Source organism: Pseudomonas sp. MONT-RG-20F-20-E-7-02, from assembly GCF_022662395.1.
Lineage (GTDB): Bacteria > Pseudomonadota > Gammaproteobacteria > Pseudomonadales > Pseudomonadaceae > Aquipseudomonas.
Window position 1 is genome coordinate 365,571 of the sequence record NZ_JAKNQN010000002.1, and the last position, 23,895, is coordinate 389,465.

The following is a 23,895-nucleotide window of genomic DNA, read 5'->3' on the forward strand; positions in this document are numbered from 1 at the left end:
CGTGCAACCGAACTCCTACAAAAGAGGCTTGATATGGCGGCTTTCAATCGTTCCGAATTGGCCGATCTCAATGTGTTCATGGCGATCATTCGCCGCCGCAGTTTTCGCCATGCTGCTCACGAATTGGGGGTGACCACCTCGGCGTTGAGCCACACCATGCGCAACCTGGAAACCCGTCTCGGGGTCAAGCTGCTGTACCGCACCAGCCGCGCCGTCGAGCCCACCGACGCCGGCACGCTGCTCGCAGAAAAACTCAGCCTGGGCTTTGCGACGATCCAGGACGGCCTCGACACGCTTGAGCTGTATCGCGAAGCCCCTATCGGCCGCTTGCGCCTGAACGTGCCACGGGATGCCGCCGTATTGCTGCTGGCACCGATCCTCGGCGAGTTTGCCAACGCTTACCCGCAATTGCGCCTGGACCTGATCGTCGAAGACGACTTGATCGACATCATCGCCGAGGGCTACGACGCCGGCATCCGCTATGGCGCCACCGTGCCCCAGGACATGGTTGCGGTGCCGCTGACTGGCGCGTTGCGCTGGATCATGGTCGCGTCCCCCGCCTACCTCGCCCGGCGCGGCACGCCGCAGGCACCCAAGGACCTGCTGCAACACGCGTGCATCCGCATGTACCTGGGCGACAAGACCACCTACAAATGGGAACTGGGCAACGGCCCGCGCCAGCAACGCATCGACGTGCCCGGCAACTTCAGCGCGGCCGACACCGAGACCATCGTCAATGCCGCGCTGCAAGGCGTGGGCATTGCTTACTGCCTGTCCAACCGCGTGCAGCAGGAACTGGCGGACGGCCGCCTGGTGGAAGTGCTGGCCGACTGGGCCTGCATCGGCGAGCCGCTGTGCATGTACTACCCGAGTCGGCGCCAGTCACAGCCGGGGCTGCGCCAGTTGATGGACATGATTCGGATGAAAACCATCGGTTCGCAGTTAATCGAAACACACTGAACCGCAGCCCCAAGGCTGTCCTGCACGGGGGTGAAACATGGACTAACGACTTAATCCGACGGTTGATGGAATTAATCCGACGCTGTTGCGAAGTAAGGAAAAAACGCTGCTCGCCGACCCGACGAGGCAGTATCCCCAAACGCCAAGGGACAGTCCTTATGAGCCGTGTTTCCACTCCGATTGCCGCGCGCCCTCAATTCGCTCCACCGCCACCTCCCCCTCCACTGCTGTCCAGGCAAAAGCGTGATGATGCCTCCGCCCCGCAGCCCGAGGTCACGACGCGTGCAGGCGGGGACAATGAACTGGCAATGCAATACGTGATTGCCCTGAACCTGGCCGGCAATCGCCTGAAAGTTGACGACTTCGAGCACATTCCGCCCCACTCCACATTCGGCCAATGGTGGAAGCAGTTGCATGATGCCTTCCAATCACCCGAGGTTCAGCAGTGGATCCGGGCCACGGGTATCGACACCTCTACGATAAAACTCGATCCGAAATCAGGTCAGCTCTCCTACTCCCTTGAGCGCACATTTGACCCCCAGCGCACGTTGCACACGGTTGGCCAAGACGACAGCCAGTGGGCCGCCATCAGCGGGCCGATCCTGCAGGCTGCGCGCGTCATCGGCACGGACTACCGGCTTACACCTCCGGTCAACAGCACAGACGTACCGGTGCCGTGGTGGATCGTTGGGCATTTTTATCAGGAGCCACAAAACCTGACGCTGGCCGGAATGCACCGGCGGGCCGACGAGATCAACTCGCAGCAAAACTTCAAACCCCTCGACCCAACCCGCTTTGCGGATTTGATCAAGTCGCGCAGTGAAGATGCACTCCAGGACCAGCAAGCCGTTCTGGGCGACATTCGCAACCGATATCAGGCAGGCGAAGCGCTGCAGCGCCTGGCGACAGCCTTGAGCAATGGCAGCAAGGACGTGGGCCAAATCCAGGCCGAACTGAAAAAAACCGTACCGCTGTCCGCCGACGGCACCTACTTCCCAACGGGCGCCGGCGAATCAAACGAAGTCAGCCTCACGCAATTATTGGAGGATCATGGCTGGGACATCCCCACCACCCACGAACAGGTGGTGAACCTGGCAAATGCCCTGACCACCGCGCCGCCCAAGGCTGCCACCCATGGCGACCTGGGCGGCGCGCTGAGCTGGCCCGTGCCGCTCGAGCAGAAAAGCCAGGAACAACTGAGAGAGGCTATCCGCGCGGGTGAACTCGGCGGCATCCCGTTGACGCCGTTTAACAACGTGCTGGACTACCTGCTCAATGGCAGGCCAATCACCACGCAGGAACACAGTAATCCACGCCTGTTGATCGACACCCTGCTCAGTTCGCCCCGGGGCATTGAACTGGGTAAGGCCCTTGAGGCCACCTTCGCGGCGCGCTCGGTCAAAGGCAGCGCCACCGACTGGCTGCTGGCGGCCTTGAACGTGGGCAGCACCGGCAGCACTGGCGAAGCAACGGCGATTGAGGGCTATCGGCTGGTTTCGGTTGCCAACCACAACAAGCACCCGTCGGCGGTCGTCGAGGAGCTGGCGGCTCATCTGGTGTCCAACGGCACAGCCCGCTCCATGGAAACCGCACGGGTAAACGCCCACCTCATGCTCGCCAGCCGCGCCCCGGAATTTCTGGTCAAGGGCATTCCCAAGGACGTGGGGGTGGGCACCCACAGCTGGGTCAGTTTCGCCACGGCGGTCGCTCGCATAGAGGCGAAAGCGCCGGGTGCGACCGCCACAATGAGCTACGCGCAAATCATGCTCGCCGCCAGTACTGCGCCGATCTCAGAGGACGAACGCCAGGTTGAGTATGCCGCCCAGAACCAGGCGATCAAGGAATGGGCGATCCCCCATGGCATGGACTACCCGACGACCGACACCGCCCTGGCAGCCGTGCGCAAGGAATTCGATGCGCAGCTGCGTGTGCTGAGCGCAGCCGCCGCGACGCCGGACATCAAGATGCCGATGACCGACGCCATCGCCACCGAATTCATGAAACAAGCCTTACCGGGCGTGGACCCCAAGCTGTTCGATAAAAAGTGCATCACGTCAAAGCCCTCCAACCGTCACTTTCCCGGACCTTATTCGCTAAAGGATCTGTATCTCGATGGCCGGGCACTGGTGGGCGCGCCACCCGACTCGAACACTGACTGGGGCATAGGCCGTGGTTTTTTCGAATTCTTTACGGGAGGCGGTATCAGCATTGCGGCTGACGGGACACCGGCGGTGTGGGTCTCATCATCGGCTGATGTCAAAGTCAACGAGATGCTGCCCAAACTCAAAGACCTGCCCAGACCGCAGGAGCAATTTGATGCGGACTTTGCAAAATACGAAGACGCCATCAAAAAGACCACGTCAGCGCTGTTCAAATACGGGATTTCCAAACTGCCGCTGGAAGACCAGCAGAATCTGCAGTACGGCAAAATAACCGTGCGCAGGGAAATCGACTACGACAGGCCTGACTTGCCTCAGCGTACTGAAAACGGCGTGCTGCTGTTCGAGACCAAACGCAACATCAACGGCAAGTTGAGCGTCATGACCTATGCCTACGACCGACTGAAGGGCACCTTCACACGGCGGCCGGACAAAACGTATGAGGAAAGAGTGCCAAGCGAGGGTTGGTACCCGGCCAAAGGTAAAAAATACGACCTGATAACTCCCGCAGACCAACACCCACCGGGGATCACCGATGAACGCCCAGGTGCTCAGGGTGTGCCCAATAGCTTCTCCAGTGACCGAACCCAATACCTTATTGATGCTGTCATTGAAGACATGGACCTGCCTGCGGTACGCCAATACGCCAAGGGTGCATCAACCTTCGAGACTGAAGTCCCGAATTACAAGATCGTAGGCGAAATTGCGTTGAACCTGATCCCACTCAGGTCAGCCATTATCAACTTCAAACAAGGCAAGATTACCGAAGGCATTGTCGACCTGGCCTTTGATGTCTTCGGCTTTGTGGTCGGTCTCGGCGCCGCCGCCAAGGCCGCAAAAGCCCTGTCTGCCGGAGCGTCCGCGCTCTCCAGGGCCGCCCAGGCGGTCAAGATTATCGGCCGGGCGGCGGTGGGCGCACTTAATCCCGTTGGCGGTATTGATGATTTGGCGCGGGGTGTTTTCCAGGCCGGGGGCTATGTGGTCAATAAAGCCTACAAGGGTGTCAAACAACTACGCGCCGCCTATTCGGGTGTCAATCTGCTTGAATTGGCAAAAAAAGGCGACGTGGCGCAGGGAACAATCAAAGCGGCCAATGGTGCGGGCAGCCGTAAAGTCCTGGCCCAACGCGACGAGGCGACCGGTCAGTGGTACGACTTTAATCCACGCACCAAAAGATCCACCGGCAACCCGATGACGAACTTCGTCCCCGATGCGCCCGTGACTACAAACGCTAACAGTTTGCACGCCATCGCCAGTGATGATGTCGTGAAAACTGCCAGCCAGCGGTACGGCCTGGCGGCAACGGGCAGGTTCAAGGTCGGGCAGGAAACTGTCGAGGGGCCTGCCGTGATGTATCAAGGTAATTGGCATCAATACGATCCCTTGAAGAACCGCGCCTTTGGCCCACCGCTGCTGGATTTCACTCCAACCCGCGTCGCGGTCAATGGCGAAGTCATTACCCTGGACCCCCATCTAAGTGGCTATGAAGCCAAATACATCGCCTCGGACGCGTTATCGACTCAGGGCACACAGGGCAACGTGTACGTGGGAGCGAGTAAAAAGGAATATGTAAAGGTCGATGGGCTGCTTTATGAATCCAGGTTGAAAGACGGTCAGCGCGTCATCCTCCACCCCAAAGGCGCGGGCCCCGATATACCTGTCAAGGATCTGGGCGTATCCGGGTGGGTGCCGGCCGCAAGAGCCGACCAGTTGCTGGGGGGCGCGGGCAGCGCGCCGGGACGCTGGGATTTGGGGCATGGCAGGTTTGCGGTGCCGATAGATGATATTCACGAAGCGAAAAATTCAGCGACGCCCTTCTCGCTTACGTATGAGGGCCTCAATCATAAAGTCACCTTTGACAGCACAGCCGGCGCGTGGACGGAAACCCAATTCGTCTACGGTACCGATAAGGTACAGACTCACTTTTATTACTGGAGAACGGGGAAAGGCCAGTGGCAGCGCGGATCGTTTGATGAGTTTTCAAACGCCAAGAAACTGGAATCGAAACTCTACAAGCTGGTTAATATTTCGACGCCACTGGTTTTAGGTATTCCGAAAGACTTAAAACCTGTGCCAACCAAACTGCACTATTTTTGGGCGGGCAAGGAAATCCCTCAGAACTTGATCGACACGATGGCCCACAACGCCCGCCAAACACCGGGGTACACCTCCATTCTGCATGTTGACGCCGACAACCCGATTATTTTTCAACAGATCAAGGCCAAACTGCAAAGCGAGGTGCCTGGCATCACCCTCGTGAATCTGCGCGAGGACAAGGCTTTCGAACCGGTGTTGAATAGCGAGCTGTACCAGTATTACCGCCAAGGGCAAGGGAAAAACCTGGCGGCGGCTTCGGACGTGGCACGTTATCCGATCATTTATAAAGATGGCGGCACTTATCTCGACACCGATGATGTCATTCAAAACACCATCACTTCCGATCCGATGTTGGCAGGTGCGGACGATATACTGCTCGGCGGGCCGACTACACATTGGGCCACCGACAATAATATCTTTTATAACACCAGCCATTTTGCAACACGACCGGGTAATCCACTGCTGCTCGACATCATCGAAGGGCAACATAAACGGTTCAAAGAAAATAAGACCTACTTCGCCGCCAATCGAGAGTACGGCACCGTAGGGGCTGATGGTGTAACTACCTACCCTCCAGCATTTCAGATTTATGAGAAAAAAATATTCGATACTGTAGGACCCAATTTGTTTAACGACATTCTCAAGTCGAAAAGACCCGATATGTACGAAGTGGGTTTTGATGGGGCTTACAAGAAGGTCAAGCGCGTAGGAAAAAAAGTCGAGGGAGTAGGTCCGGTTGCCGACATCGCACCAGAGATACTTGAGGGGTACAGAAGAAATGGCATTACGCCTCCTGATCGTCTGGCTAACCGAATACAGCAGATGAAGGAGCATTACTTGCCGCTCCAGTACCGGTTCAACATCAAGGTGGGCTCCGAGCATTCCTGGGCCATTACCTGATCGAAGTACATTGAACCACCACTCGGCCGTCGTCCTCCAACCTGGACAGACCACGGCCGAGTGCAAGTACGATGACATTTATTCTATGGTTGGCGGTCTTGGGCGCTGTACTGCTCACGCTCGCCCTCACCTCCTCCTACCTGCGCTGGATGCCGGTGACCACCTCGGCGGTGTGCCTGTTGCTGGGCGTGGCCATTGGCCCGTTGGGCGTGGACCTGTTGCACCTGGATATCAAAGGCTCCGCAGGCTGGATGGAGCACCTGACCGAAGTCGCGGTGCTGTTTTCGCTGTTCGTCAGCGGTTTGAAATTGCGCTTGCCGCTGCGTCATCGCACCTGGCGCATTGCTTATGGCATGGCGGGGCCGGTGATGCTGCTGACCATTCTCGGCGTCTGCCTGGCATTGCATTACCTGTTTGCGTTGTCGTGGGGTGTGTCGCTGTTGGTCGGCGCCATTCTTGCGCCGACCGACCCGGTGCTGGCCGGGCTGGTGCAGGTCAACAATGCACAAGACTATGACGCGCTGCGCTTTGGCTTGTCCGGCGAAGCCGGTTTGAACGATGGCACTGCGTTTCCCTTTGTGATCTTTGCCCTGCTGTTCATGCAACACGGCGGGTTCGACGGCGACTGGTTCGGTGGCTGGGTGTTGAAAAACCTGCTGTGGGCGGTGCCGGTCGGGCTGTTGACCGGCTATTGGATGGGCCGGGGCATTGGCCGTGTGACGCTGTGGCTGCGCATCACCAACGAAGACAGCACCTTGTCGCCCAATGACTACCTGACCCTGGCCTTGATTGCCCTGGCCTACGTGGTGGCGGAAGCGCTGGGCGGTTATGGCTTTCTGTCGGTATTTGCCGCCGGGCTGGGCCTACGCCAGGCCGAATTCAAATCCACCGGCAATTCGCAGACACCGTCGGAGCACTTGGCGCTGCCAGTGGTCGGCCATCTGGAGGTGGAGCCTGCGCGCGCCCTGCAAGGTGATGTCAGCGAGCTGGCCGATACGCAAATCGCCGCCGGGGTGATGATGGGCGACATGCTCTCATTCGGCAGTTTGGTGGAGCGTTCGATGGAGGTATTTCTGGTCACGGTGCTGGGCATTGTGCTGGCCAGCCATTGGGATTGGCGAGCCGTGCCCGCGGCGGCGCTGCTGTTTTGCGTGATTCGCCCCTTCAGCGTGCTGGCAATGCCGTGGGGCCGCCTGATCGATTACCGCCAGCGCGGCTTGATCGGCTGGTTCGGCATTCGCGGCATCGGCAGCATCTACTACCTGTTCTACGCGCTCAACCACGGGCTGATCGGCACCAGCAGCGCGGTGGCGGTCGACCTGACGGTGTCAGTGATCGCCTTGAGCATCGTCGTTCATGGCCTCAGTACCCAGCCGATGCTGGCGTGGTATGAACGAGGTGCCAAGGTGAACGCTCAGTCCTGATTTTCGGTATGGCCAACATCTGCCGCGTCATCCAAGTCGTTCAGCGGCACTTGTGCATCATCCATCAATGAGCCTGGGTCTTCGTTGCCCGGGTCATTGAGTTGTTCGTCGTCGTCTTCTGACATGACTGTCTCCTCTACCCGCCCTGGGTGTCGATATCGGCGTCAGTTTCAGGCTTGGCCTCAGGCGTTGGCTTGAAATCCGGGCTGTAGTCGTTGTCCTTGGCCTTGGGGTCTTTCGCAGGCGTTGGGTCTTTGGGCGCATCGGCGGCAGTACCGGGGGCCGGTTCGCCGCCATCGATGGCCGGGTCGTTGCGGTTGCTGACTTGCGGATCGTTACTTGTGGTCATGGTTCACCTCTTCGCAGTTTTGGAAAACACAGGCTGCGTAAAGGTAAGGTCCTGCGTGGGGTGATGAAGTTCCAACTGTCTTATGACACCGGGTTATCAACCTGAATGTAAAACGCATACGCGCCCAGCAATACCCAGAACACCATGAACAGCCACGGCGCACGCATCGAAAACAACAGCGACTTGCGGTAGCCCTTGTGGGACGACTCGGTCTCGCAGAACAGCGGCGAATCGTCGTAGGCCAGGCCCATCACCGGCTCGCTGCGCAGCAGTTCACTCTGTTTGTAGTGCCAGTGGTCGATGATTTCGTACGCGGCACGGATGCCCGGCCAGGCGTTAAGGGAGCTGAGCACGCCGAGGGAGGCCAGGAACACCGGTACGATGAGGGTGAAGAACTTGCCCCACTCCGGGTTCAGGTTGCCCATGCCGGAAACGAAGGCGATGACCAGGAATGACTGCGCGGTGAGGTAGGCATCGGTGCGGTTGGCGAGGATGGTGGTTTCGTACTGGATCTCACGGCGGTAGAAGTCGAGTCGGTCTTTGGGGGAACCGAAGATCTTGGCGTTGTGTTCACTGTGATCGGTCAAGGCCGCTTCGGGGGTTTCGGGGGAGATGATTCTGGGCACAGCGGTGCTCCACACGAGTTCGAATCTTGTTAGAAGAATCGGGGCTGCGTGAAGTTCAAGTTTGTTCATGCACCATTTTGGAACATGCCCTGCACCTTTGTGGCGAGCGGGCAGGCTTAAGCCCGAACCCCCTGTGGGAGCGGGCTTGCCCGCGAAGAGGTCGGCCCAGCAAACAATGATATTGACTGACCCACCGCCTTCGCGGGCAAGCCCGCTCCCACATTTTATCTTCGCTGCGTTGAGCAGTTCCGGCACAGGCATTGCTTTATCCATTCATCTGCCCGGATACAGGAGCATTCGTTACCCCCCGACCCAGAGCCGACCCCATAAGAAAGTAAGGACCAGGCCTGTTGGCACCCTGCGCCACGGGCTCATAAAAAAATGCGTTTTTTAAAGCGGCAGTGCCACTCAAGCTTCCTTAGGCACTGACAAGGTACTGGAATGGCTCGATCTTTCTTTGATGAAATGAATGACGCAGATGGCGTGTGCCGTGCGCATTATCAGGATTTCTCCCGCTGGCTGGCCAATACGCCGCCGGAACTGCTGGCCCAACGGCGCCGCGAAGCCGATTTGCTGTTCCACCGCGCCGGGATCACCTTCACCCTCTACGGCGACGAGCAGGACACCGAGCGCCTGATCCCCTTCGACATCATCCCGCGCAGCATCCCCGCCAGTGAATGGAGCGTGATCGAACGCGGCTGTATCCAGCGGGTCAACGCGCTGAACATGTTCCTCGCCGACATCTACCACGACCAGCGCATTATCAAGGCCGGGATCATTCCGGCGGACCAGGTGCTGGGCAACGAGGGTTACCAGAAGGCGATGGTCGGCCTGGACCTGCACCGCGACATCTACTCGCACATTTCGGGCGTGGACCTGGTGCGCGACGGCGACGGCACCTACTACGTGCTCGAAGACAACCTGCGCACCCCCAGCGGCGTGAGCTACATGCTCGAAGACCGCAAGATGATGATGCGCCTGTTCCCGGAAGTGTTCGCCAAGCAGCGCATCGCGCCGGTCGACCACTACCCCAACCTGCTGCTCAAGACCCTGAAAAGCTCCAGCCGCCTGGACAACCCCAATGTGGTGGTGCTGACGCCCGGGCGCTTCAACAGTGCATTTTTTGAACATGCGTTCCTCGCCCGTGAAATGGGCGTGGAGCTGGTCGAAGGCGCAGATTTGTTCGTGCACGACCTCAAGGTGTTCATGCGCACCACCGACGGCCCCAAGCCGGTGGACGTGATCTACCGACGCATCGACGACGCCTTCCTCGACCCCAAGGCCTTCAACCCCGACTCGATGCTAGGCGTACCCGGCCTGGTGGCCGCCTACTGCGCCGGCAACGTGGTGCTCGCCAACGCCATCGGCACCGGCGTGGCCGATGACAAATCCATCTACCCGTATGTGCCGGAGATGATCCGCTTCTACCTGGATGAAGAACCGATCCTGCAAAACGTGCCGACCTTCCAGTGCCGTAAACCGGATGAGCTGTCCCATGTCCTGGCGCACCTGCCGGAACTGGTGGTCAAGGAGACCCAGGGCTCCGGCGGCTACGGCATGCTGGTCGGCCCGGCCTCCACCGCTGCCGAGATCGAAGACTTCCGCCAACGCATCAAGGCGCGCCCCCACGCGTACATCGCCCAACCGACCCTGAGCCTGTCCACCTGCCCCACCTTCGTCGAAAACGGCATCGCGCCACGGCATATCGACCTGCGCCCCTTCGTGCTCTCGGGCAAGGAAACCCGGCTGGTGCCCGGTGGCCTGACCCGCGTGGCATTAAAGGAAGGCTCGTTGATCGTCAACTCGTCGCAAGGCGGCGGAACCAAGGACACCTGGGTGGTGGAGGGCTGAGTATGTTGAGTAGAACCGCCGCAGATCTGTACTGGATGTCGCGTTACCTGGAGCGTGCCGAGAACCTGGCGCGCATGCTCGAAGTCAGTTATTCGCTGTCGTTGATGCCCCAGGCCGGGCGCAGCGATGGCCTGGATGAACTGGCGATGTCGTTGCTCAGCAGCGGCACCCTTGAGAGTTACCTGGAACGCCACAAACAACTCGACGCCGAGCGCATGCTGCACTTCTTCGCCCTCGACGAAGAAAACCCGGCCAGCATCTACAACTGCCTGCGCGCCGCCCGTGGCAATGCCCACGCGGTACGCGGGCGGATCACCGCTGACATGTGGGAAAACCTCAACGCCACCTGGCTGGAAATGCGCAGCATCGCCGCCGGCGGCCTGGCGCGCCACGGCATCAGCCACTTCTGTGACTGGGTCAAGCAGCGTTCGCACCTGTTCCGTGGGGCGACCTCCGGCACCATCATGCGCAATGACGCCTACCGGTTTATCCGCCTGGGCACCTTTGTCGAGCGCGCGGACAACACCTTGCGCCTGCTGGATGCGCGCTACGAGATGTTTGGCGAGGAGTCGGAAGAAGTCAGCGACTTGTCGGCACGTGGTTATTACCAGTGGAGCGCCCTGCTCCGCGCGCTGTCCTCATTCGAGGCGTACACCGAGCTGTACCCGAATGCATTGAATGCGCGCTCGGTCTCGGAATTACTGCTGTTGCGCAGTGATGTGCCGCGTTCGCTGCATGCGTGCATTGAGGAGTTGAGCCACATCCTTGCGGACTTACCCGGCAGTTATGGGCGCACGGCGCAGCGCCTGGCAGCGGAATTCGAGGCGCGGCTGCGTTATACCGGGATCGATGAAATCCTCGAAGACGGCCTGCACAGCCGGCTCACGGACTTTATTGATACCGTGCGCGAACTGGCACGCGCGATTCATAGCTCGTACCTGGAAGTGGTGTGAGTTGCAGCCACTTAACTGTCAGTTCGAGCGGGCTGCAGGCATTGGGTAAGCAGACGGGGCAGTGAAGCCAAGGGATGATTGTGGGAATTCCTCCCTGGTGGGGGTGATTGTTCCCACGCTCTGCGTGGGAATACATCCTGTGACGCTCCGCGTCACGCCTTTAACAGCGGACGCGGAGCGTCCAGGGAGGAATTCCCACGCGGAGCGTGGGAACTATCGCCTCTATCGCCTATCGCGGGTTGGGTTATTGGTTTTTGACTAAAACCGGCTCGGCGCGGTATTGGTCCGGGAACAGTTTTTTCAGCTGCGCCACCTTTGGCAGGTCATTGATCACGATGTACGGGTACGACGGGTTCTCGGTGAGAAAGTCCTGGTGGTAGGACTCGGCCGGGTAAAACGTCTTGCCCATCTCTACTTTGGTCACGATGGGTTTATCGAAGGCTTTGGCCGCGTCCAACTGCGCGATGTAGGCCTGGGCGACTTTTTGTTGTTCGGCGGTCTGCGCGAAAATCTCCGAGCGATATTGGGTGCCGCTGTCCGGTCCTTGGCGGTTGAGTTCGGTGGGGTTGTGGGCCACTGAGAAGTAGATTTGCAACAGCTTGCCGTAGCTGACCCTGGTTGGGTCGTATGTGACCGATACGGACTCGGCATGGCCGGTATCGCCGTTGCTGACGGACTCGTACTGAGCGGTGTTGGCAGCGCCGCCGTCATAGCCGGACACGGCATTTTTCACGCCTTGTACATGCTGGAACACGCCCTGCACGCCCCAGAAGCAGCCACCGGCGAAGACGGCGGTTTGCAGGTTGCCGGATTCGGCGGGCAGGTCCAGCGCGGGTGGAGCGATCATGACGGCGTCGTCGGAGGCGCCGAAAGAGAATGCAGCGCTTTGGCCGACGAAGGTAGCGAACGCCAGGGCGGGTAATAATTTGAGCAGTTTCATAAAACTCACTCCAGTGCGCGGTCAAGTGTGGGAGCTGGCTTGCCTGCGATGGCGGTTTGACTGTGCCAGATGAGTTGGCCGACTTGCCGTCATCGCAGGCAAGCCAGCTGCCACAGTGATTGGGATTTCACTTCAAGATTGATGGGTTAACCGAAGGTGAAGGCATAAGCCGACACGTGCGGGTCGAGGAATTGGATGGTGAAGGTGCGGTCTTTCACGCCGCTGGGTTGGCGCACCAGCTGGTACAAGCGCTGCTCGGTGACGGTGCCGCGGCCGTCCGGTGCCACGTCGGTGCCGTGGGCATCGCCGGGGGCCTGGCCGTCAATCGTCACCTTGAAACGCACCGGCTTGCCATCCGCGCCAGGGCCCAGCACCAGGTGCAGGTCACGGGCGTGGAAGCGGTAGACAATGCGCCCGCCGGCCTGGTCGAGGCTGGCTTGCTGGCCGCCGACGTTCCACTGGCCTTCCAGGGTCCAGTTATTCAGCGCCAGGTTGCCGGCTGCCGGGTAATTCACCACTTTGTCCGTGCCCAGTGCGCCAGTGGTGACGAAGTTTTCCGCACGCTGGAAGCCCAGGTAGGTTTCCGGCGATTGCACTTCGTTCATGTCCGGCGCTTGCTCAACGCCCTTGGCGTCCGCCTCGATCAGGCCACCGGCGACATGGGTGGCGCCGGCTTCACGCAGCAGTTGCTGAATCACCCGCTCCGACTCGGCGTAATCGCCTTCGCCGAAGTGGTGATAGCGGATCTGGCCCTTGGCATCGGCAAAGTAATGCGCCGGCCAGTACTGGTTGTTGAACGCGCGCCAGATTTTGTAGTTGTTGTCGATGGCCACCGGGTAGTTAATGCCCAAGTCTTTCATCGCCTTGGTGACGTTGCCCACGTCGCGCTCAAACGCGAATTCCGGGGCGTGCACGCCAATCACCACCAGGCCCTGGTCGTGGTATTTCTCGGCCCAGGCTTTGACGTAAGGCAAGCTGCGCAGGCAGTTGATGCAGGAATAGGTCCAGAAATCCACCAGCACAACCTTGCCTTTCAAGCCTTCGGCCGTCAGCGGTGGGCTATTGAGCCACTGCACCGCACCCTCCAGCGGCGGCAGCGCGCCTTCGATCGGCAGTGCGTCGCTGTGGTTGGCAGCGGCCATCATTGCCCCGCCCGCCATCATCGCCCCGCCTTTTTGTTCAGGCTTGGCGCTCAGCGTGTCCACCAGGCTTTGTTCCAGGCCGCCGGTGGAGGCTGTCGACAACCGCGACAGCACGCCGGTGTCCAGCCCCAGGGCGATGGCGGCCACACCGGCCAGCATCAGTGCGCCCAGGCCACGGCGCAGCCATTCACCGGCACCGAGGGACTTTTTCATCAAGCCAAAGACTTTACCGCCGACCAGCAGCGCCAACGCCAGGGACGTCGCAGCACCCGCGGCGTAGGCCAGCAACAGCAAGGTCGTGCCGATGCTCGCGCCCTGCAGCGCCGCGCCGGTCAGCACCAGCCCCAGAATCGGCCCGGCGCACGGCGCCCAGAGCAAACCGGTGGCCACGCCGATCAGGAACGAAGCGCCCGGACGCGGTTTGGCATCGGCCCCAGCGGCTTCGGACAAACGACTGCCGGCGGCAACCAAGGGGCGCGTCAGGCGCTCCGAGAGTTGCGGCAACAACAGCGTGAGTCCGAACAGGGCAACGCACAGCAACGCGAGCCAACGCCCGTACTGATTGACTTGCACCACCCAGCCGCCGCCCACCGCAGCCAGCGAGGCCACCAGGGCGAATGTCACCGCCATCCCCGCTAACAGCGGCAAGCCACTGCGCATAAACGGCTGCCCGGTGCGAGCGAAGACAAAAGGCAGAACAGGCAGGATGCACGGGCTGACAATTGTCAGCACGCCGCCCAGATATGCGAGAACCAGAAGCCACATGGGATTGAGCCTTATTAGTGTGAAAAGACATCGGCTTAAGCCACCGTAAACGTCATGGCCGCACCATTCATGCAATAGCGCAGGCCGGTAGGTGCCGGGCCGTCGTCAAACACGTGCCCTTGGTGGCCGCCGCAACGGCGGCAGTGAATTTCCTTGCGCACCACGCCGTAGGAAGTGTCGACATGGCTGGCGACGGCGTTGTCCAGCGGCTGCCAGAAGCTTGGCCAACCGGTATGGCTGTCGAACTTGGTGGCCGAGGAGAACAGCGGCAGCGCACAACCGGCGCAGGCAAAGGTGCCGGTGCGGTGTTCATCGTTGAGCGGGCTGGTGTAGGGGCGTTCGGTGCCCTCCTCGCGCAGCACGTCGAACTGTTCGGCGCTGAGCAGGCTGCGCCATTGGGCCTCGGTGTGGTTGACCTCGAAGGTTTCGGCGGCCTCGGCTTCGGTGATCATGTTGAGCTGTTTGAGCAGGCCGCCGGCCAGGACGGCGACACCCAGGCCGCCAGTGGCTAGCAGTATTTGTCGGCGTGAGTACATGTGGTTTTCCTCAACGTGTGAGCATTTGTGGTTGACGTGGGGCCTGTGGGAGCGGTGGGTCAGTCAACATAGGTCAACATAGATATAGGCTGGGCCGGCGCCTTCGCGGGCAAGCCCGCTCCCACATTTGAACTTTGCTGCCTTGAGCATTGCGTTCGTCGGTGTTGGGGTGATCCTGAGGCTTTGGCGGTCGCGAAATCCTCACGCAGAGTTAAACAATTCGTGATAACTACAGGGTTGCAAAACCCGCACAATGCGCGAACTACAAGTGAAGGTTTATTGAATGGAACAGCCCAAACGTGTCCTGGTGGTCGAGGACGATGCGCACATTGCCGACTTGATCTGCCTGCACCTGCGCGATGAGCAGTTTGAAGTGGTGCACAGCGCCGATGGCAACGAAGGCCTGCGCCTGCTCGAACAAGGCGGCTGGGACGCGCTGATCCTCGACCTGATGCTGCCCGGCGTGGATGGTCTGGAAATCTGCCGCCGTGCCCGCGCCATGACGCGCTATACGCCGATCATCATCACCAGCGCGCGCTCCAGCGAGCTGCACCGCATCCTCGGCCTGGAACTGGGCGCCGATGACTACCTGGCCAAACCGTTCTCGATGCCGGAGCTGGTGGCGCGGGTCAAGGCGCTGCTGCGCCGGGTCGATGCCATGGCGCGCAACCTGAAGATGGACGCCGGCAGCCTCGACCTCGGCCAGCTGTTCATCAACCCGCTGACCCGCGACGCCACCCTGCAAGGCCAGCGCCTGGACCTCACGCCACGAGAATTCGACCTGCTGTATTTCTTCGCCCGCCAGCCCGGCAAAGTCTTCTCGCGCATGGACCTGCTCAACGCTGTGTGGGGCTACAGCCACGAGGGTTATGAACACACCGTCAACACGCATATCAACCGCCTGCGCGCCAAGGTCGAGGTTGACCCGGCCAACCCGGTGCTGATCCTTACGGTGTGGGGCCGGGGCTACAAGTTCGCCGAGACTTCGCCATGAAGCTGACCCTGACCCAGCGCCTGTCAGTGGTGTTCGCCGTGCTGCTGGTGATCTGCAGCGGCACGTCGGCCTGGCTGCAGGTGCGCTCCAACCGCATGCATGAGCTGGAAGTGGTGCAAGGCTTGTCCCGCGACCTGGCCGCGCATATCGCCCGCGATACCCAACTGATGGACGCCGATGGCCTCAAGCCCGAGGCCGTGCGCAACCTCTTCAACCAGTTGATGCTGGTCAACCCCAGCGTCGAAGTGTACTTGCTCGATATCGACGGCCGCGTGGTCGGGAATGCCGCCCCCAGCGGGCATTTGCTGCGCGATCACGTCGACCTCAAGCCCGTTCGGCGCTTCCTCAGCGGTGCGATGCTGCCGATCCTCGGCGACGACCCGCGCAGCGTCGATGGGCGCAAAGTATTCAGCGCGGCGCCGCTCAAAGCCAACGGCCAGCAAACCGGCTTCCTCTACGTGGTGCTGCTGGGCGAAGCCCACGATGTATACGACGCCAAAGACGCAACGGGCATGGCGCTCAAGATCGCCTTGTGGTCCATCGGCCTGGTCGCCCTGCTCTGCCTGATGGCCGGCTTGATCGCCTTCGCCTGGATCACCCGACCGCTGCGCCAGCTCACCGACAAGGTTGGCCAGTTCGATATCAACGGCGCGCCCAAACCGGCGAAAATCAATGCCGCCAAACTCGACAGCAGCGATGAAATCGCCGTGCTCGACCATGCTTTTGTGCAAATGGAAAACCGCCTCGGCGAGCAATGGCGCGCCCTCACCCACCAGGACCAGGAACGCCGGGAAATGGTCGCGAATATTTCCCATGACCTGCGCACGCCGCTGGCGTCGCTGCACGGTTACCTGGAAACGCTGTCACTCAAGGATGCCAGCCTCAGCCCCGAGGAGCGCCGCCGCTACCTGGGCATCGCCCTGGACCAAAGCCGCAAAGTCGGCGGGCTGGCCCAGTCGCTGCTGGAACTGGTGCGGCTGGAACATGGTTTTGTGCAACCGGTGATCGAAGGTTTCTCACTGCCGGACCTGGTGCAAGACATCTTCCAGAAGTTCGAACTCACCGCCGAAGCCCGCCACATCACCCTCACCGCCACGTTGCCGCCACAGGTGCCGACGGTGCTGGCCGACCTGGGCCTGATCGAGCGGGTGCTGACCAACCTGCTCGACAACGCCCTGCGTCACACGCCGGTAAACGGTGAAGTCGAAGTGATCCTGGCGCCAGAAACCAATGGCGTGGCCGTCACCGTCAGCGACAGCGGCCCGGGCATCGATGCCGAGCTGCGTGAAGGCCTGTTCCTGCGCGCCTTCACCATCGGCGGCGCACGCCGCGATGGCGGCCTGGGCCTGCGCATCGTGCACCGCATCCTGCAATTGCACGGGCGCAGCATTCAGTTGGTGGACCGCCCCGGGCATGGCGCGACCTTTAGGTTCTCGCTAGAAAAGCGAGCATCAGCGCGTTGACCCGCTGGGCTTGCTCGTTCTGGATCCAGTGACCGCAGTTGGCCAAAACCTGCTGTTCCAGGTCGGGCACTGAGTCCGGCATGCGCTTGAGGGTATGAGCTTCAAACACGCCGACCGGGTCGCGGTCGCCGATCAAGAACAGCGTGGGTTGCCTCACCTGCCGGCCCGCCAGGAATTCGGTGCGCTGCCAATTACGTTCGAAATTGCGATACCAGTTCAGCGGGCCACGAAAACCGTGCTCGCTGAATGTTTGCACGTAAACATCCAAGTCTGCCTGGGAACACCAGTGCGGCAATGCACCGGGCGCCGAGACACCCTCGAGCAAGGTCGCAGTGGCCGGTTTCTTCTGCAGGAACACATCCTGATCCTGCATGAACAGCCGCAGCGTGCGCTCAACATCGGCGTTCAACTCCTGCTCGGCGACGCCAGGTGCCTGGAAATACAGGATGTAGTTGAAACGCTCGGCGTACAGCTCGCGCATGATGTCGATCACTGGCCGCCGCGCACGTCCGGCGAACGGCACGGACATCGTGATCAAACGCGTAATACGTGCAGGCTCCAGCAATGCAAGGTGCCAAGCCACGACAGCGCCCCAGTCATGCCCGGCCATCGTCACCTGTTCGTGGCCGAAATGGTCCATGGCTTGCTGGATATCGGCGCACAAGGTCAGCAGGTCGTAATCGGCGATCTCGGCGGGCGCACTCGACGCTCCGTAGCCGCGCATTTCAGGCACAAACACCCGATACCCAGCGGCAGCCAAGGCCGGGATTTGCGCACGCCATGAATGCCAACATTCAGGAAAACCGTGCAGCAGCCAGATCGGCCGGCCCTGTTCGGAGCCGGCGATGTAAACGCTCAATTCAATGCCGTTGACCTGGATCCTGTTGTGCTGGATATCGCTCATCACTGGGTTCCTTGTGAGTGGTGGTGTGCAAGACGCGCTCGCGGTATTCACGTGGCGAGCAATTCATCTGACGTTTGAAGGTGCTGCCAAAGGCGCTGTCCGACTGATAGCCCAACGCCTGGCCGATACTCGACACACTGCTGTCAGAGGCCTTCAACGCCTTTATCGCCAGGTCCATGCGCCAACGGGTCAGATACTCCAGGGGCGCCATCCCAACGCGTTGTTTGAAGTGCAAGGCAAACGTGGAGCGCGACTGCCTGGCCAATTCGGCCATCTCGCTCAAGGCCCAAGGCCGCGCCGGTGCCGCGTGCACCTGCGCAAACACAGGTGCCAACCGCGCGTCCGTCAACGCGGCCAGCCAGCTTCGAGGGCTGGCGCCCAAGGAAGATTGATAGAGCCGCAGGATTTGCACCAGCATCATTTGCGCCAAATGTTCGGTCATCAATGCCGCACCGAGTTTGGGGCCGGCATATTCGAGGGCGAGACGCTCCAGGCACCAGCGCAATACACCGGCCTGCTCGGACCGGGTGCTGATGCGCACCACCGGCGGCAGCCCATCGAGCAATAAACGGGCGTCGTCACCGTAAGTAAACAGCCCGCCAATCAGAAACAGATCCACCGTGTCGCCCAAACTGGCGATTCCGCCTACGGCGTCTTGATAGACCTCGCAAGCGTCGGTGCCCCCAAGTGCCAGGTTGCTGGACAATCTCCACGGGCGATTGTGTGTCAGCAAGAAACAGTCGCCCTCGCTCAGGGCAATTGGCACCGGTTCGCCCTGCACTTCCAGCCAACCATTGCCTTCCACCACCGCACCGAACCTGATGCCCCCCGGCGCCGGAAAATTCACCGCCCAGTTGCCACCAGCTTTCAGTCCCGAAAATGACGCGCGCTGGCTGCTCAGACGAGCCACCACTTCGGACAGGGTATCCATAATAAAAATCACCGGACGATCGCGATAGAAACACCGACTTTAGTGCCCCTCGCGTCCGGCATCCGAAAAAGAATATAGCCAAAAGCAACACCACAAACCCCGTGGCGAGCGAGCTTGCTCGCGCTGGACTGCGCAGCAGTCCCAAAAAACTGAATGCCAGCCCCCCCCCCAAAAAAAACATGAAACTCAATTAACCGGCACCCACCATCGCGGCAGCAATTGCCGCACCCGCGCCTCGCCAAATCGGTCGTCAATCAGCATCACCACGCCTTCATCCTGCTGGCTGCGGATCACCCGGCCCGCCGCCTGCACCACTTTCTGAATACCCGGATACAAGTAGGTGTAGTCATACCCGGACCCAAAAATCGAGCCCATCCGCGCCTTCATCTGCTCATTGATCGGGTTCAGTTGCGGCAACCCGAGGGTGGCGATAAACGCCCCGATCAAGCGCGCCCCTGGCAAATCAATGCCTTCCCCAAACGCGCCGCCCAGCACGGCAAAACCGATGCCCTGGCTATGTTGGGTGAACTGGTCGAGAAAGCCTTGCCGCTCGGCCTCGGCCATGCCGCGCGACTGCAGCCACAGCGCAATCTGCGGGTGCCGCTCGGCCATCAACTGCGCCACTTGTTGCAGGTAATCAAAGCTCGAGAAAAACGCCAGGTAGTTGCCGGGTTTCTGCGCAAATTGTCGGGCGATCAAGTCGACTATCGGCGCCAGCGAAGCCTCGCGATGCACAAAGCGTGTGGAGATTTCATCGACGATGCGCACGTGCAGTTGCTCAGCCTTGAACGGCGACTCCACATCGATCCACGCGGTATCCGCCGGCAGGCCGAGCAAGTCGGCGTAATAGTGCCGTGGGCTCAATGTCGCGGAGAACAGCACGCTGCTGCGCGCGGCAGTCAGGCGGGGCCGGATAAATTCGGCGGGCACCACATTGCGCAGGCACAGGGTGGAAGCGCTGCGCTTGCCGCCGAACTGGCGCTTGCTGATATCAAAGATGAAGTGCTCGTTGAACAGCTCGGCGACCTTGGCAAACTGCAATGCCTCGAAATACAAGGCTTGCAGGTCGCCGCTCAGGGCTTCGGGGTGATCGTTGAAGTAATCGCCCATGGCACTGGTGCACAGGCTCAAGGCCTGCAGCAGTTTGTCGGGCTTGGTTGCATAGGCCTGGTACGGCGCGAGCTGGTCCTTGTGCAGGGCGTTCCATTCGCGATTGAGGCGTTGCAGAGGTTTTTTCAGCGGCTCGGGCGCAGTGTCGCGCACAGTCTTGAGGCTGTATTGGTCGAGGCTCGCGCTGTACATCGAACGGGCGCGTTCCACCAGGTTATGGGCTTCGTCCACCAGCACGGCGGCGCGCCACTGGTTTAATTGGGCCAGGCCGAACAGTATGGCGCCAAAGTCAAAATAGTAGTTGTAGTCAGCGACCACCAGGTCAGTCCAGCGCGCCATTTCCTGGCTCAGGTAATACGGGCAAACGTCGTGGGCCAAGGCCACGTCGCGCAGGTTGCGCTGGTCGAGCAGGCGCACCTTGGAAGCAGCCGTGCGTGCGGCCGGCAGGCGGTCGTAAAAGCCCTTGGCCAAAGGGCAGGAATCACCGTGGCAGGCTTTGTCCAAATGCTCGCAGGCCTTGTCGCGCGCGACCAGTTCGAGTACCCGCAGCGGCAAATCGGGGCGGCTGTCGTAGAGGACTTGGGCGGCATCCAGGGCCAACTTGCGGCCAGGGGTCTTGGCGGTGAGGAAAAGCACCTTGTCCAGTTGCTGCGGCGCCAGGGCCTTGAGCAGGGGGAAAATCGTGCCGATGGTCTTGCCAATGCCGGTGGGCGCCTGGGCCATCAGGCAACGGCCAGTGCTGACCGCTTTGTAGACCGATTCGGCCAGCGAGCGCTGGCCGGGGCGAAAGTCGGCATGAGGAAACGCCAGCGTCTGCGCGGCACTGTTGCGTGCGTTGCGATGCTGCATTTCCTCGCGGGCCCAGCCAAGGAACAGCGCGCATTGCTGGTTGAAGAACAGTTCCAGGTCGGGCGCTTGAAAGCGCTGGTTGAGCAGGGTTTCGCCTTCGCCGACGATGTCGAAGTACACCAGCGCCAGGTCGATCTCGCTGAGGCCGAGCTTCTGGCACATCAACCAGCCATAGACCTTGACCTGTGCCCAATGCAGTTGCCGGTGGTTGGCCGGTTGGGCGTCGAGGTCGCCACGATAGGTTTTCACTTCTTCCAGGCGGTTGCTGTCCGGGTCGTAGCCGTCTGCCCTGCCCCGCACCTTGAGCTGCTGGTATTCACCTTCCAGGGCGACTTCATTCTGGTAATGCGCGCTGCGCCGTGAAGCGACCGTGCGATGCCCGACGATGCCTTCCTGGGCGCTGGGCGACGGCGTGAATCGCAGGTCGAGGTCGCCGACCTTGGCGGTGAACTCGCACAGCGCCCGCACCGCGACGCTGTAGCTCAAGCGGTTTCTGCCCAGCGCACATAACAGACGGTGACCGGCATCTGGTATTCGCCACAGAACTCCAGCCAACGCAGCTGGTTGTCTTGCAGGCGATCGCCGGGGCCTTTGACCTCGATCATGCGGTAGGTTTTTTGCGCGGGCCAGAACTGGATCAGGTCGGGCATGCCCGTGCGGTTGGCGCGGATGTCCAGCAGCAGCCGTTCAAACCAGTAGCGCAGGTGTTCGGCGGGCAGGCAGGCCAGGGCTTGCTCAAGCAGCTCTTCGCTGAGCAGGTTCCAGAAAACGAACGGCGACTGAATGCCCCACTTCTCCACGTAGCGTTGGCGGATGGTGGCTTTGTAACGCTCATCTGCCAGCTGTTGGAAACAGGCCGCGAACAACGGCGCGCGGCGCTGCTGGAAATCCTCGCTGTGCAAATCCACCGGCCCGCGCTGGAACGGGTGGAAAAACGATCCGGGCAATGGCGCAAAAATCGCTTCCCAGCACAACAACCCGAACAGCGAATTGATCAGGCCATTCTCGACGTAATGCACCGGCGCATCGGGCTCGCTCAGGTGGGCCTGCACGCAATATTCCACCGACATCAACGGCTCAGGAATCGCCAGTGCCAAGTCCAGCCGCGTGACGGGACGCGGCTTGGTTTTAGGCAATGCCGGTTCGCCGAGCTTGCGCCGCAGGCGTGGCAGCACACGCAGCATATGCTGCTGTTCGGCGGCGCTTTCCGGGGCACGTTGCGCGGCGCACGCCAGGGCCATGGCTTGCGGGTAATCTTCCTGACGCTCCAACACGCGAATCAGCCGCGAGCGCGCGCCGGGATAGGCGCAGTCGCGGTAGATCTGCGCGGCCAACGCCAATTCGGCGCTGCGCTCGCAATATTGGCCGATCTGGAACAACAGCTTGGCCCGACGTTTTTCCAGCCAGGGGTTGTCGGTGGTCAGCGTCGCGACCTGTGCCAGCACTTCGTCCAGCGCCTCTGCGGCTTCAAAGGCTTGCTGGCACTGGTGCAGGAACACAAACCCGTGCACATCGTCCCGCGTGCGCAAGCCGCGGGACTCGGCGCAGAACGCGACTTTTTCATAGGTGTAGATGCCCAGGTCAGCCAGCACGAACTCCGACCAATCCTGGTGCAGATTGCCGAAGAACATCAGCCGCAGGCGGTCACACAGGTCCATCACGCTGAGGCTGTAGAGCGTATCGCCGAGGTCCGGGCACCATTGGGCAAAGCTGCGCGCCTGCGTGAACTGCGCCGCCAGCGGCTCAAGCCAGTCAGCCTTGTTGCCTTTGGGCTGGTCAATCCAGGGCTTGAAGGCGGAGAGGATTTCGCCTTTTTGCAGCAACGCAAACAGCGCCTCGAACTCCAACAGGCCTTGGTCATCGACCCAACCCTGCTCGACCAGTGCCAACGCCGCCGTTCGGGTGCAACCGATCTCGAGGTAATTGAGTTTGCTCGCACGAAAGTGCACGCCCTTGCGCATGACCATGCGCACCAAAAGTGCCTGGGATGCTTGCGGTAACCTGTCAAATTGCTGAATGAAATGCTGTTCGTCCGCATCGAGCAAATCGGCATAGCGCTGCCCCAGCCAGTGCAGCACTTGGCGGAAGTTATGCAGGTAATACAAGGGATCGTCGAGGGGGTTGGCCATGTCGCGCGCTGATCAAATACTGGTTATGCATACAGAGTGCCGCCGCAAAGCGCTTGTTGCAATCGGTAATAGATAAATGGCGCACGCAACTTTTCTTATAAAAGTGATCAGATAGCTCTGTGGGTGGCGTAACATTTATGGCCCGCAGCGCCTGGCGCGGGATTTTTCAGGGTTAAAAGTAAGGGTTATGAACATGAAGAATTTGGGTCTGCCGCTGGTTGCACTCACTTTTCTGCTATTGACCGGTTGCGCGACGCAAACCGTGGTGACACTGCAAAATGGCACACAGTATTTGACCAAGGACACCCCGAACACCAAAACAGCCGACGGTTTCTATGAGTTCACGGACATTGCCGGCAAGCACATTCGCGTGAAGGCCGCCGACGTCGCGACGGTACGCAACGAAAAGTGATAACAAAAAGCCCCGCAGATGCGGGGCTTTTTGTTGGGGGTTTCAGTACCGATAGTACGGGTGGTAATACGGGTGATAGTAGGGATGGTAATAGTACGAGTGGTAGTACGGACGGTAGCAGCATGGGCCCGGATAGGCCGGATACACCGCACACCCGCCCAACCCCAGCAGCACCAAGGCGCATAGCAGCAATCGAAGTCGGGACATGCTCAGCTCCTCACATGACGCGCGAAACATCTCGCAGGCAGTCATTAAACGTGTGAGGCCCAGGCAATCCGTCGCCGTATTGTGCCGCTGATCGATGAAGATTTATTTACCGAAGGTTTTCCAGCGCTGTGGCGTTTAACCGATAAGCCGCCTTCATCTTCGAAGGCGGTAGAACGGAGAAAGACGGCCATGGC

Annotated in this window: 19 protein-coding genes; 8 read left to right on the forward strand and 11 right to left on the reverse strand. The window is 60.5% G+C overall.

The genetic code is table 11. From position 1 onward, the window contains the following. Positions 1 to 33: 33 nt before the first annotated feature. From L8I05_RS06950 to L8I05_RS06960, 3 genes are all read left to right on the forward strand, one after another. Positions 34 to 960: a LysR family transcriptional regulator gene (locus tag L8I05_RS06950; RefSeq protein ID WP_242167769.1), complete on the forward strand. Its 927-nt coding sequence runs from the start codon at positions 34 to 36 to the stop codon at positions 958 to 960. Positions 961 to 1,118: 158 nt separating this feature from the next. Continuing rightward, positions 1,119 to 6,116, forward strand: a complete 4,998-nt coding sequence (locus L8I05_RS06955) for a glycosyltransferase (protein ID WP_242167771.1) — start codon at positions 1,119 to 1,121, stop codon at positions 6,114 to 6,116. Positions 6,117 to 6,187: 71 nt separating this feature from the next. Next, positions 6,188 to 7,540 (forward strand): sodium:proton antiporter, encoded by a 1,353-nt coding sequence (locus L8I05_RS06960; protein ID WP_242167772.1) that lies wholly within the window; start codon positions 6,188 to 6,190, stop codon positions 7,538 to 7,540. Here L8I05_RS06960 and L8I05_RS29510 read toward each other — a convergent pair. The 3 genes from L8I05_RS29510 to L8I05_RS06970 form a co-directional block, all read right to left on the reverse strand. Further along, positions 7,531 to 7,665, reverse strand: a complete 135-nt coding sequence (locus L8I05_RS29510) for a hypothetical protein (RefSeq protein WP_277931676.1) — start codon at positions 7,663 to 7,665, stop codon at positions 7,531 to 7,533. The genes L8I05_RS06960 and L8I05_RS29510 overlap by 10 nt on opposite strands. A gap of 11 nt (positions 7,666 to 7,676) precedes the next feature. Continuing rightward, the gene (locus L8I05_RS06965; RefSeq protein WP_159956433.1) at positions 7,677 to 7,889 is read right to left on the reverse strand and encodes a hypothetical protein; all 213 of its coding nucleotides are present in this window, start codon (positions 7,887 to 7,889) and stop codon (positions 7,677 to 7,679) included. 80 nt (positions 7,890 to 7,969) lie between these two features. Next, positions 7,970 to 8,515: a hypothetical protein gene (locus L8I05_RS06970; protein WP_242167774.1), complete on the reverse strand. Its 546-nt coding sequence runs from the start codon at positions 8,513 to 8,515 to the stop codon at positions 7,970 to 7,972. Between the two features lie 441 nt (positions 8,516 to 8,956). Here L8I05_RS06970 and L8I05_RS06975 point away from each other — a divergent pair, with 441 nt between their 5' ends. Continuing rightward, entirely contained in the window at positions 8,957 to 10,366 is a 1,410-nt protein-coding gene (locus L8I05_RS06975; protein ID WP_159956431.1) for a circularly permuted type 2 ATP-grasp protein, read from the forward strand. Between the two features lie 2 nt (positions 10,367 to 10,368). Further along, complete coding sequence (locus tag L8I05_RS06980; protein ID WP_078742360.1) at positions 10,369 to 11,319, forward strand: alpha-E domain-containing protein; 951 nt, start codon at positions 10,369 to 10,371, stop codon at positions 11,317 to 11,319. 244 nt (positions 11,320 to 11,563) lie between these two features. Here L8I05_RS06980 and msrA read toward each other — a convergent pair whose 3' ends face one another. The 3 genes from msrA to msrB all read right to left on the reverse strand — a co-directional run bounded on the left by msrA (position 11,564) and on the right by msrB (position 14,702). After that, a complete protein-coding gene (gene msrA, locus L8I05_RS06985) occupies positions 11,564 to 12,259 on the reverse strand; it encodes a peptide-methionine (S)-S-oxide reductase MsrA (protein WP_242167776.1) in 696 nt (231 codons plus the stop codon). Between the two features lie 146 nt (positions 12,260 to 12,405). After that, complete coding sequence (locus L8I05_RS06990) at positions 12,406 to 14,166, reverse strand: cytochrome c biogenesis protein DipZ (RefSeq protein WP_242167778.1); 1,761 nt, start codon at positions 14,164 to 14,166, stop codon at positions 12,406 to 12,408. Between the two features lie 35 nt (positions 14,167 to 14,201). Then, a complete protein-coding gene (gene msrB, locus L8I05_RS06995; RefSeq protein WP_242167780.1) occupies positions 14,202 to 14,702 on the reverse strand; it encodes a peptide-methionine (R)-S-oxide reductase MsrB in 501 nt (166 codons plus the stop codon). A gap of 283 nt (positions 14,703 to 14,985) precedes the next feature. On the opposite strand from msrB, the gene L8I05_RS07000 reads away from it, so the two are divergent. Then, the gene (locus tag L8I05_RS07000) at positions 14,986 to 15,696 is read left to right on the forward strand and encodes a response regulator transcription factor (RefSeq protein ID WP_242167782.1); all 711 of its coding nucleotides are present in this window, start codon (positions 14,986 to 14,988) and stop codon (positions 15,694 to 15,696) included. Beyond that, positions 15,693 to 17,159, forward strand: coding sequence for a HAMP domain-containing sensor histidine kinase (locus L8I05_RS07005; protein ID WP_242167785.1), 1,467 nt, complete (start codon positions 15,693 to 15,695; stop codon positions 17,157 to 17,159). Before L8I05_RS07000 ends, L8I05_RS07005 begins: the two co-directional genes overlap by 4 nt. Here the strand turns inward: L8I05_RS07005 and L8I05_RS07010 are convergent. The 4 genes from L8I05_RS07010 to L8I05_RS07025 form a co-directional block, all read right to left on the reverse strand. Continuing rightward, a complete protein-coding gene (locus tag L8I05_RS07010) occupies positions 17,122 to 18,063 on the reverse strand; it encodes an alpha/beta hydrolase (protein WP_242167786.1) in 942 nt (313 codons plus the stop codon). The genes L8I05_RS07005 and L8I05_RS07010 overlap by 38 nt on opposite strands. Continuing rightward, complete coding sequence (locus tag L8I05_RS07015; protein ID WP_242167788.1) at positions 18,020 to 18,994, reverse strand: AraC family transcriptional regulator; 975 nt, start codon at positions 18,992 to 18,994, stop codon at positions 18,020 to 18,022. The genes L8I05_RS07010 and L8I05_RS07015 overlap by 44 nt, the downstream gene beginning before the upstream one ends. A gap of 186 nt (positions 18,995 to 19,180) precedes the next feature. Further along, positions 19,181 to 21,439 (reverse strand): ATP-dependent DNA helicase, encoded by a 2,259-nt coding sequence (locus tag L8I05_RS07020; RefSeq protein WP_242167789.1) that lies wholly within the window; start codon positions 21,437 to 21,439, stop codon positions 19,181 to 19,183. After that, entirely contained in the window at positions 21,436 to 23,082 is a 1,647-nt protein-coding gene (locus L8I05_RS07025) for a VRR-NUC domain-containing protein (RefSeq protein ID WP_242167792.1), read from the reverse strand. The genes L8I05_RS07020 and L8I05_RS07025 overlap by 4 nt, the downstream gene beginning before the upstream one ends. A gap of 187 nt (positions 23,083 to 23,269) precedes the next feature. Between L8I05_RS07025 and L8I05_RS07030 the strand changes: the two genes are divergently transcribed. Next, entirely contained in the window at positions 23,270 to 23,494 is a 225-nt protein-coding gene (locus L8I05_RS07030; protein WP_159956412.1) for a YgdI/YgdR family lipoprotein, read from the forward strand. Positions 23,495 to 23,536: 42 nt separating this feature from the next. Here the strand turns inward: L8I05_RS07030 and L8I05_RS07035 are convergent, their stop codons facing one another. Continuing rightward, complete coding sequence (locus L8I05_RS07035) at positions 23,537 to 23,701, reverse strand: hypothetical protein (RefSeq protein ID WP_164487936.1); 165 nt, start codon at positions 23,699 to 23,701, stop codon at positions 23,537 to 23,539. Positions 23,702 to 23,895: the final 194 nt, after the last annotated feature.

Coding starts and splice junctions, on each gene's coding strand:
- L8I05_RS06950 (WP_242167769.1), top strand. CDS start 34: ATGGCGGCTTTCAATCGTTCCGAATTGGCCGATCTCAATGTGTTCATG.
- L8I05_RS06955 (WP_242167771.1), top strand. CDS start 1,119: ATGAGCCGTGTTTCCACTCCGATTGCCGCGCGCCCTCAATTCGCTCCA.
- L8I05_RS06960 (WP_242167772.1), top strand. CDS start 6,188: ATGACATTTATTCTATGGTTGGCGGTCTTGGGCGCTGTACTGCTCACG.
- L8I05_RS29510 (WP_277931676.1), bottom strand. CDS start 7,665: ATGTCAGAAGACGACGACGAACAACTCAATGACCCGGGCAACGAAGAC.
- L8I05_RS06965 (WP_159956433.1), bottom strand. CDS start 7,889: ATGACCACAAGTAACGATCCGCAAGTCAGCAACCGCAACGACCCGGCC.
- L8I05_RS06975 (WP_159956431.1), top strand. CDS start 8,957: ATGGCTCGATCTTTCTTTGATGAAATGAATGACGCAGATGGCGTGTGC.
- L8I05_RS06980 (WP_078742360.1), top strand. CDS start 10,369: ATGTTGAGTAGAACCGCCGCAGATCTGTACTGGATGTCGCGTTACCTG.
- msrA (WP_242167776.1), bottom strand. CDS start 12,259: ATGAAACTGCTCAAATTATTACCCGCCCTGGCGTTCGCTACCTTCGTC.
- L8I05_RS06990 (WP_242167778.1), bottom strand. CDS start 14,166: ATGTGGCTTCTGGTTCTCGCATATCTGGGCGGCGTGCTGACAATTGTC.
- msrB (WP_242167780.1), bottom strand. CDS start 14,702: ATGTACTCACGCCGACAAATACTGCTAGCCACTGGCGGCCTGGGTGTC.
- L8I05_RS07000 (WP_242167782.1), top strand. CDS start 14,986: ATGGAACAGCCCAAACGTGTCCTGGTGGTCGAGGACGATGCGCACATT.
- L8I05_RS07005 (WP_242167785.1), top strand. CDS start 15,693: ATGAAGCTGACCCTGACCCAGCGCCTGTCAGTGGTGTTCGCCGTGCTG.
- L8I05_RS07010 (WP_242167786.1), bottom strand. CDS start 18,063: ATGAGCGATATCCAGCACAACAGGATCCAGGTCAACGGCATTGAATTG.
- L8I05_RS07015 (WP_242167788.1), bottom strand. CDS start 18,994: ATGGATACCCTGTCCGAAGTGGTGGCTCGTCTGAGCAGCCAGCGCGCG.
- L8I05_RS07025 (WP_242167792.1), bottom strand. CDS start 23,082: ATGGCCAACCCCCTCGACGATCCCTTGTATTACCTGCATAACTTCCGC.
- L8I05_RS07030 (WP_159956412.1), top strand. CDS start 23,270: ATGAACATGAAGAATTTGGGTCTGCCGCTGGTTGCACTCACTTTTCTG.
- L8I05_RS07035 (WP_164487936.1), bottom strand. CDS start 23,701: ATGTCCCGACTTCGATTGCTGCTATGCGCCTTGGTGCTGCTGGGGTTG.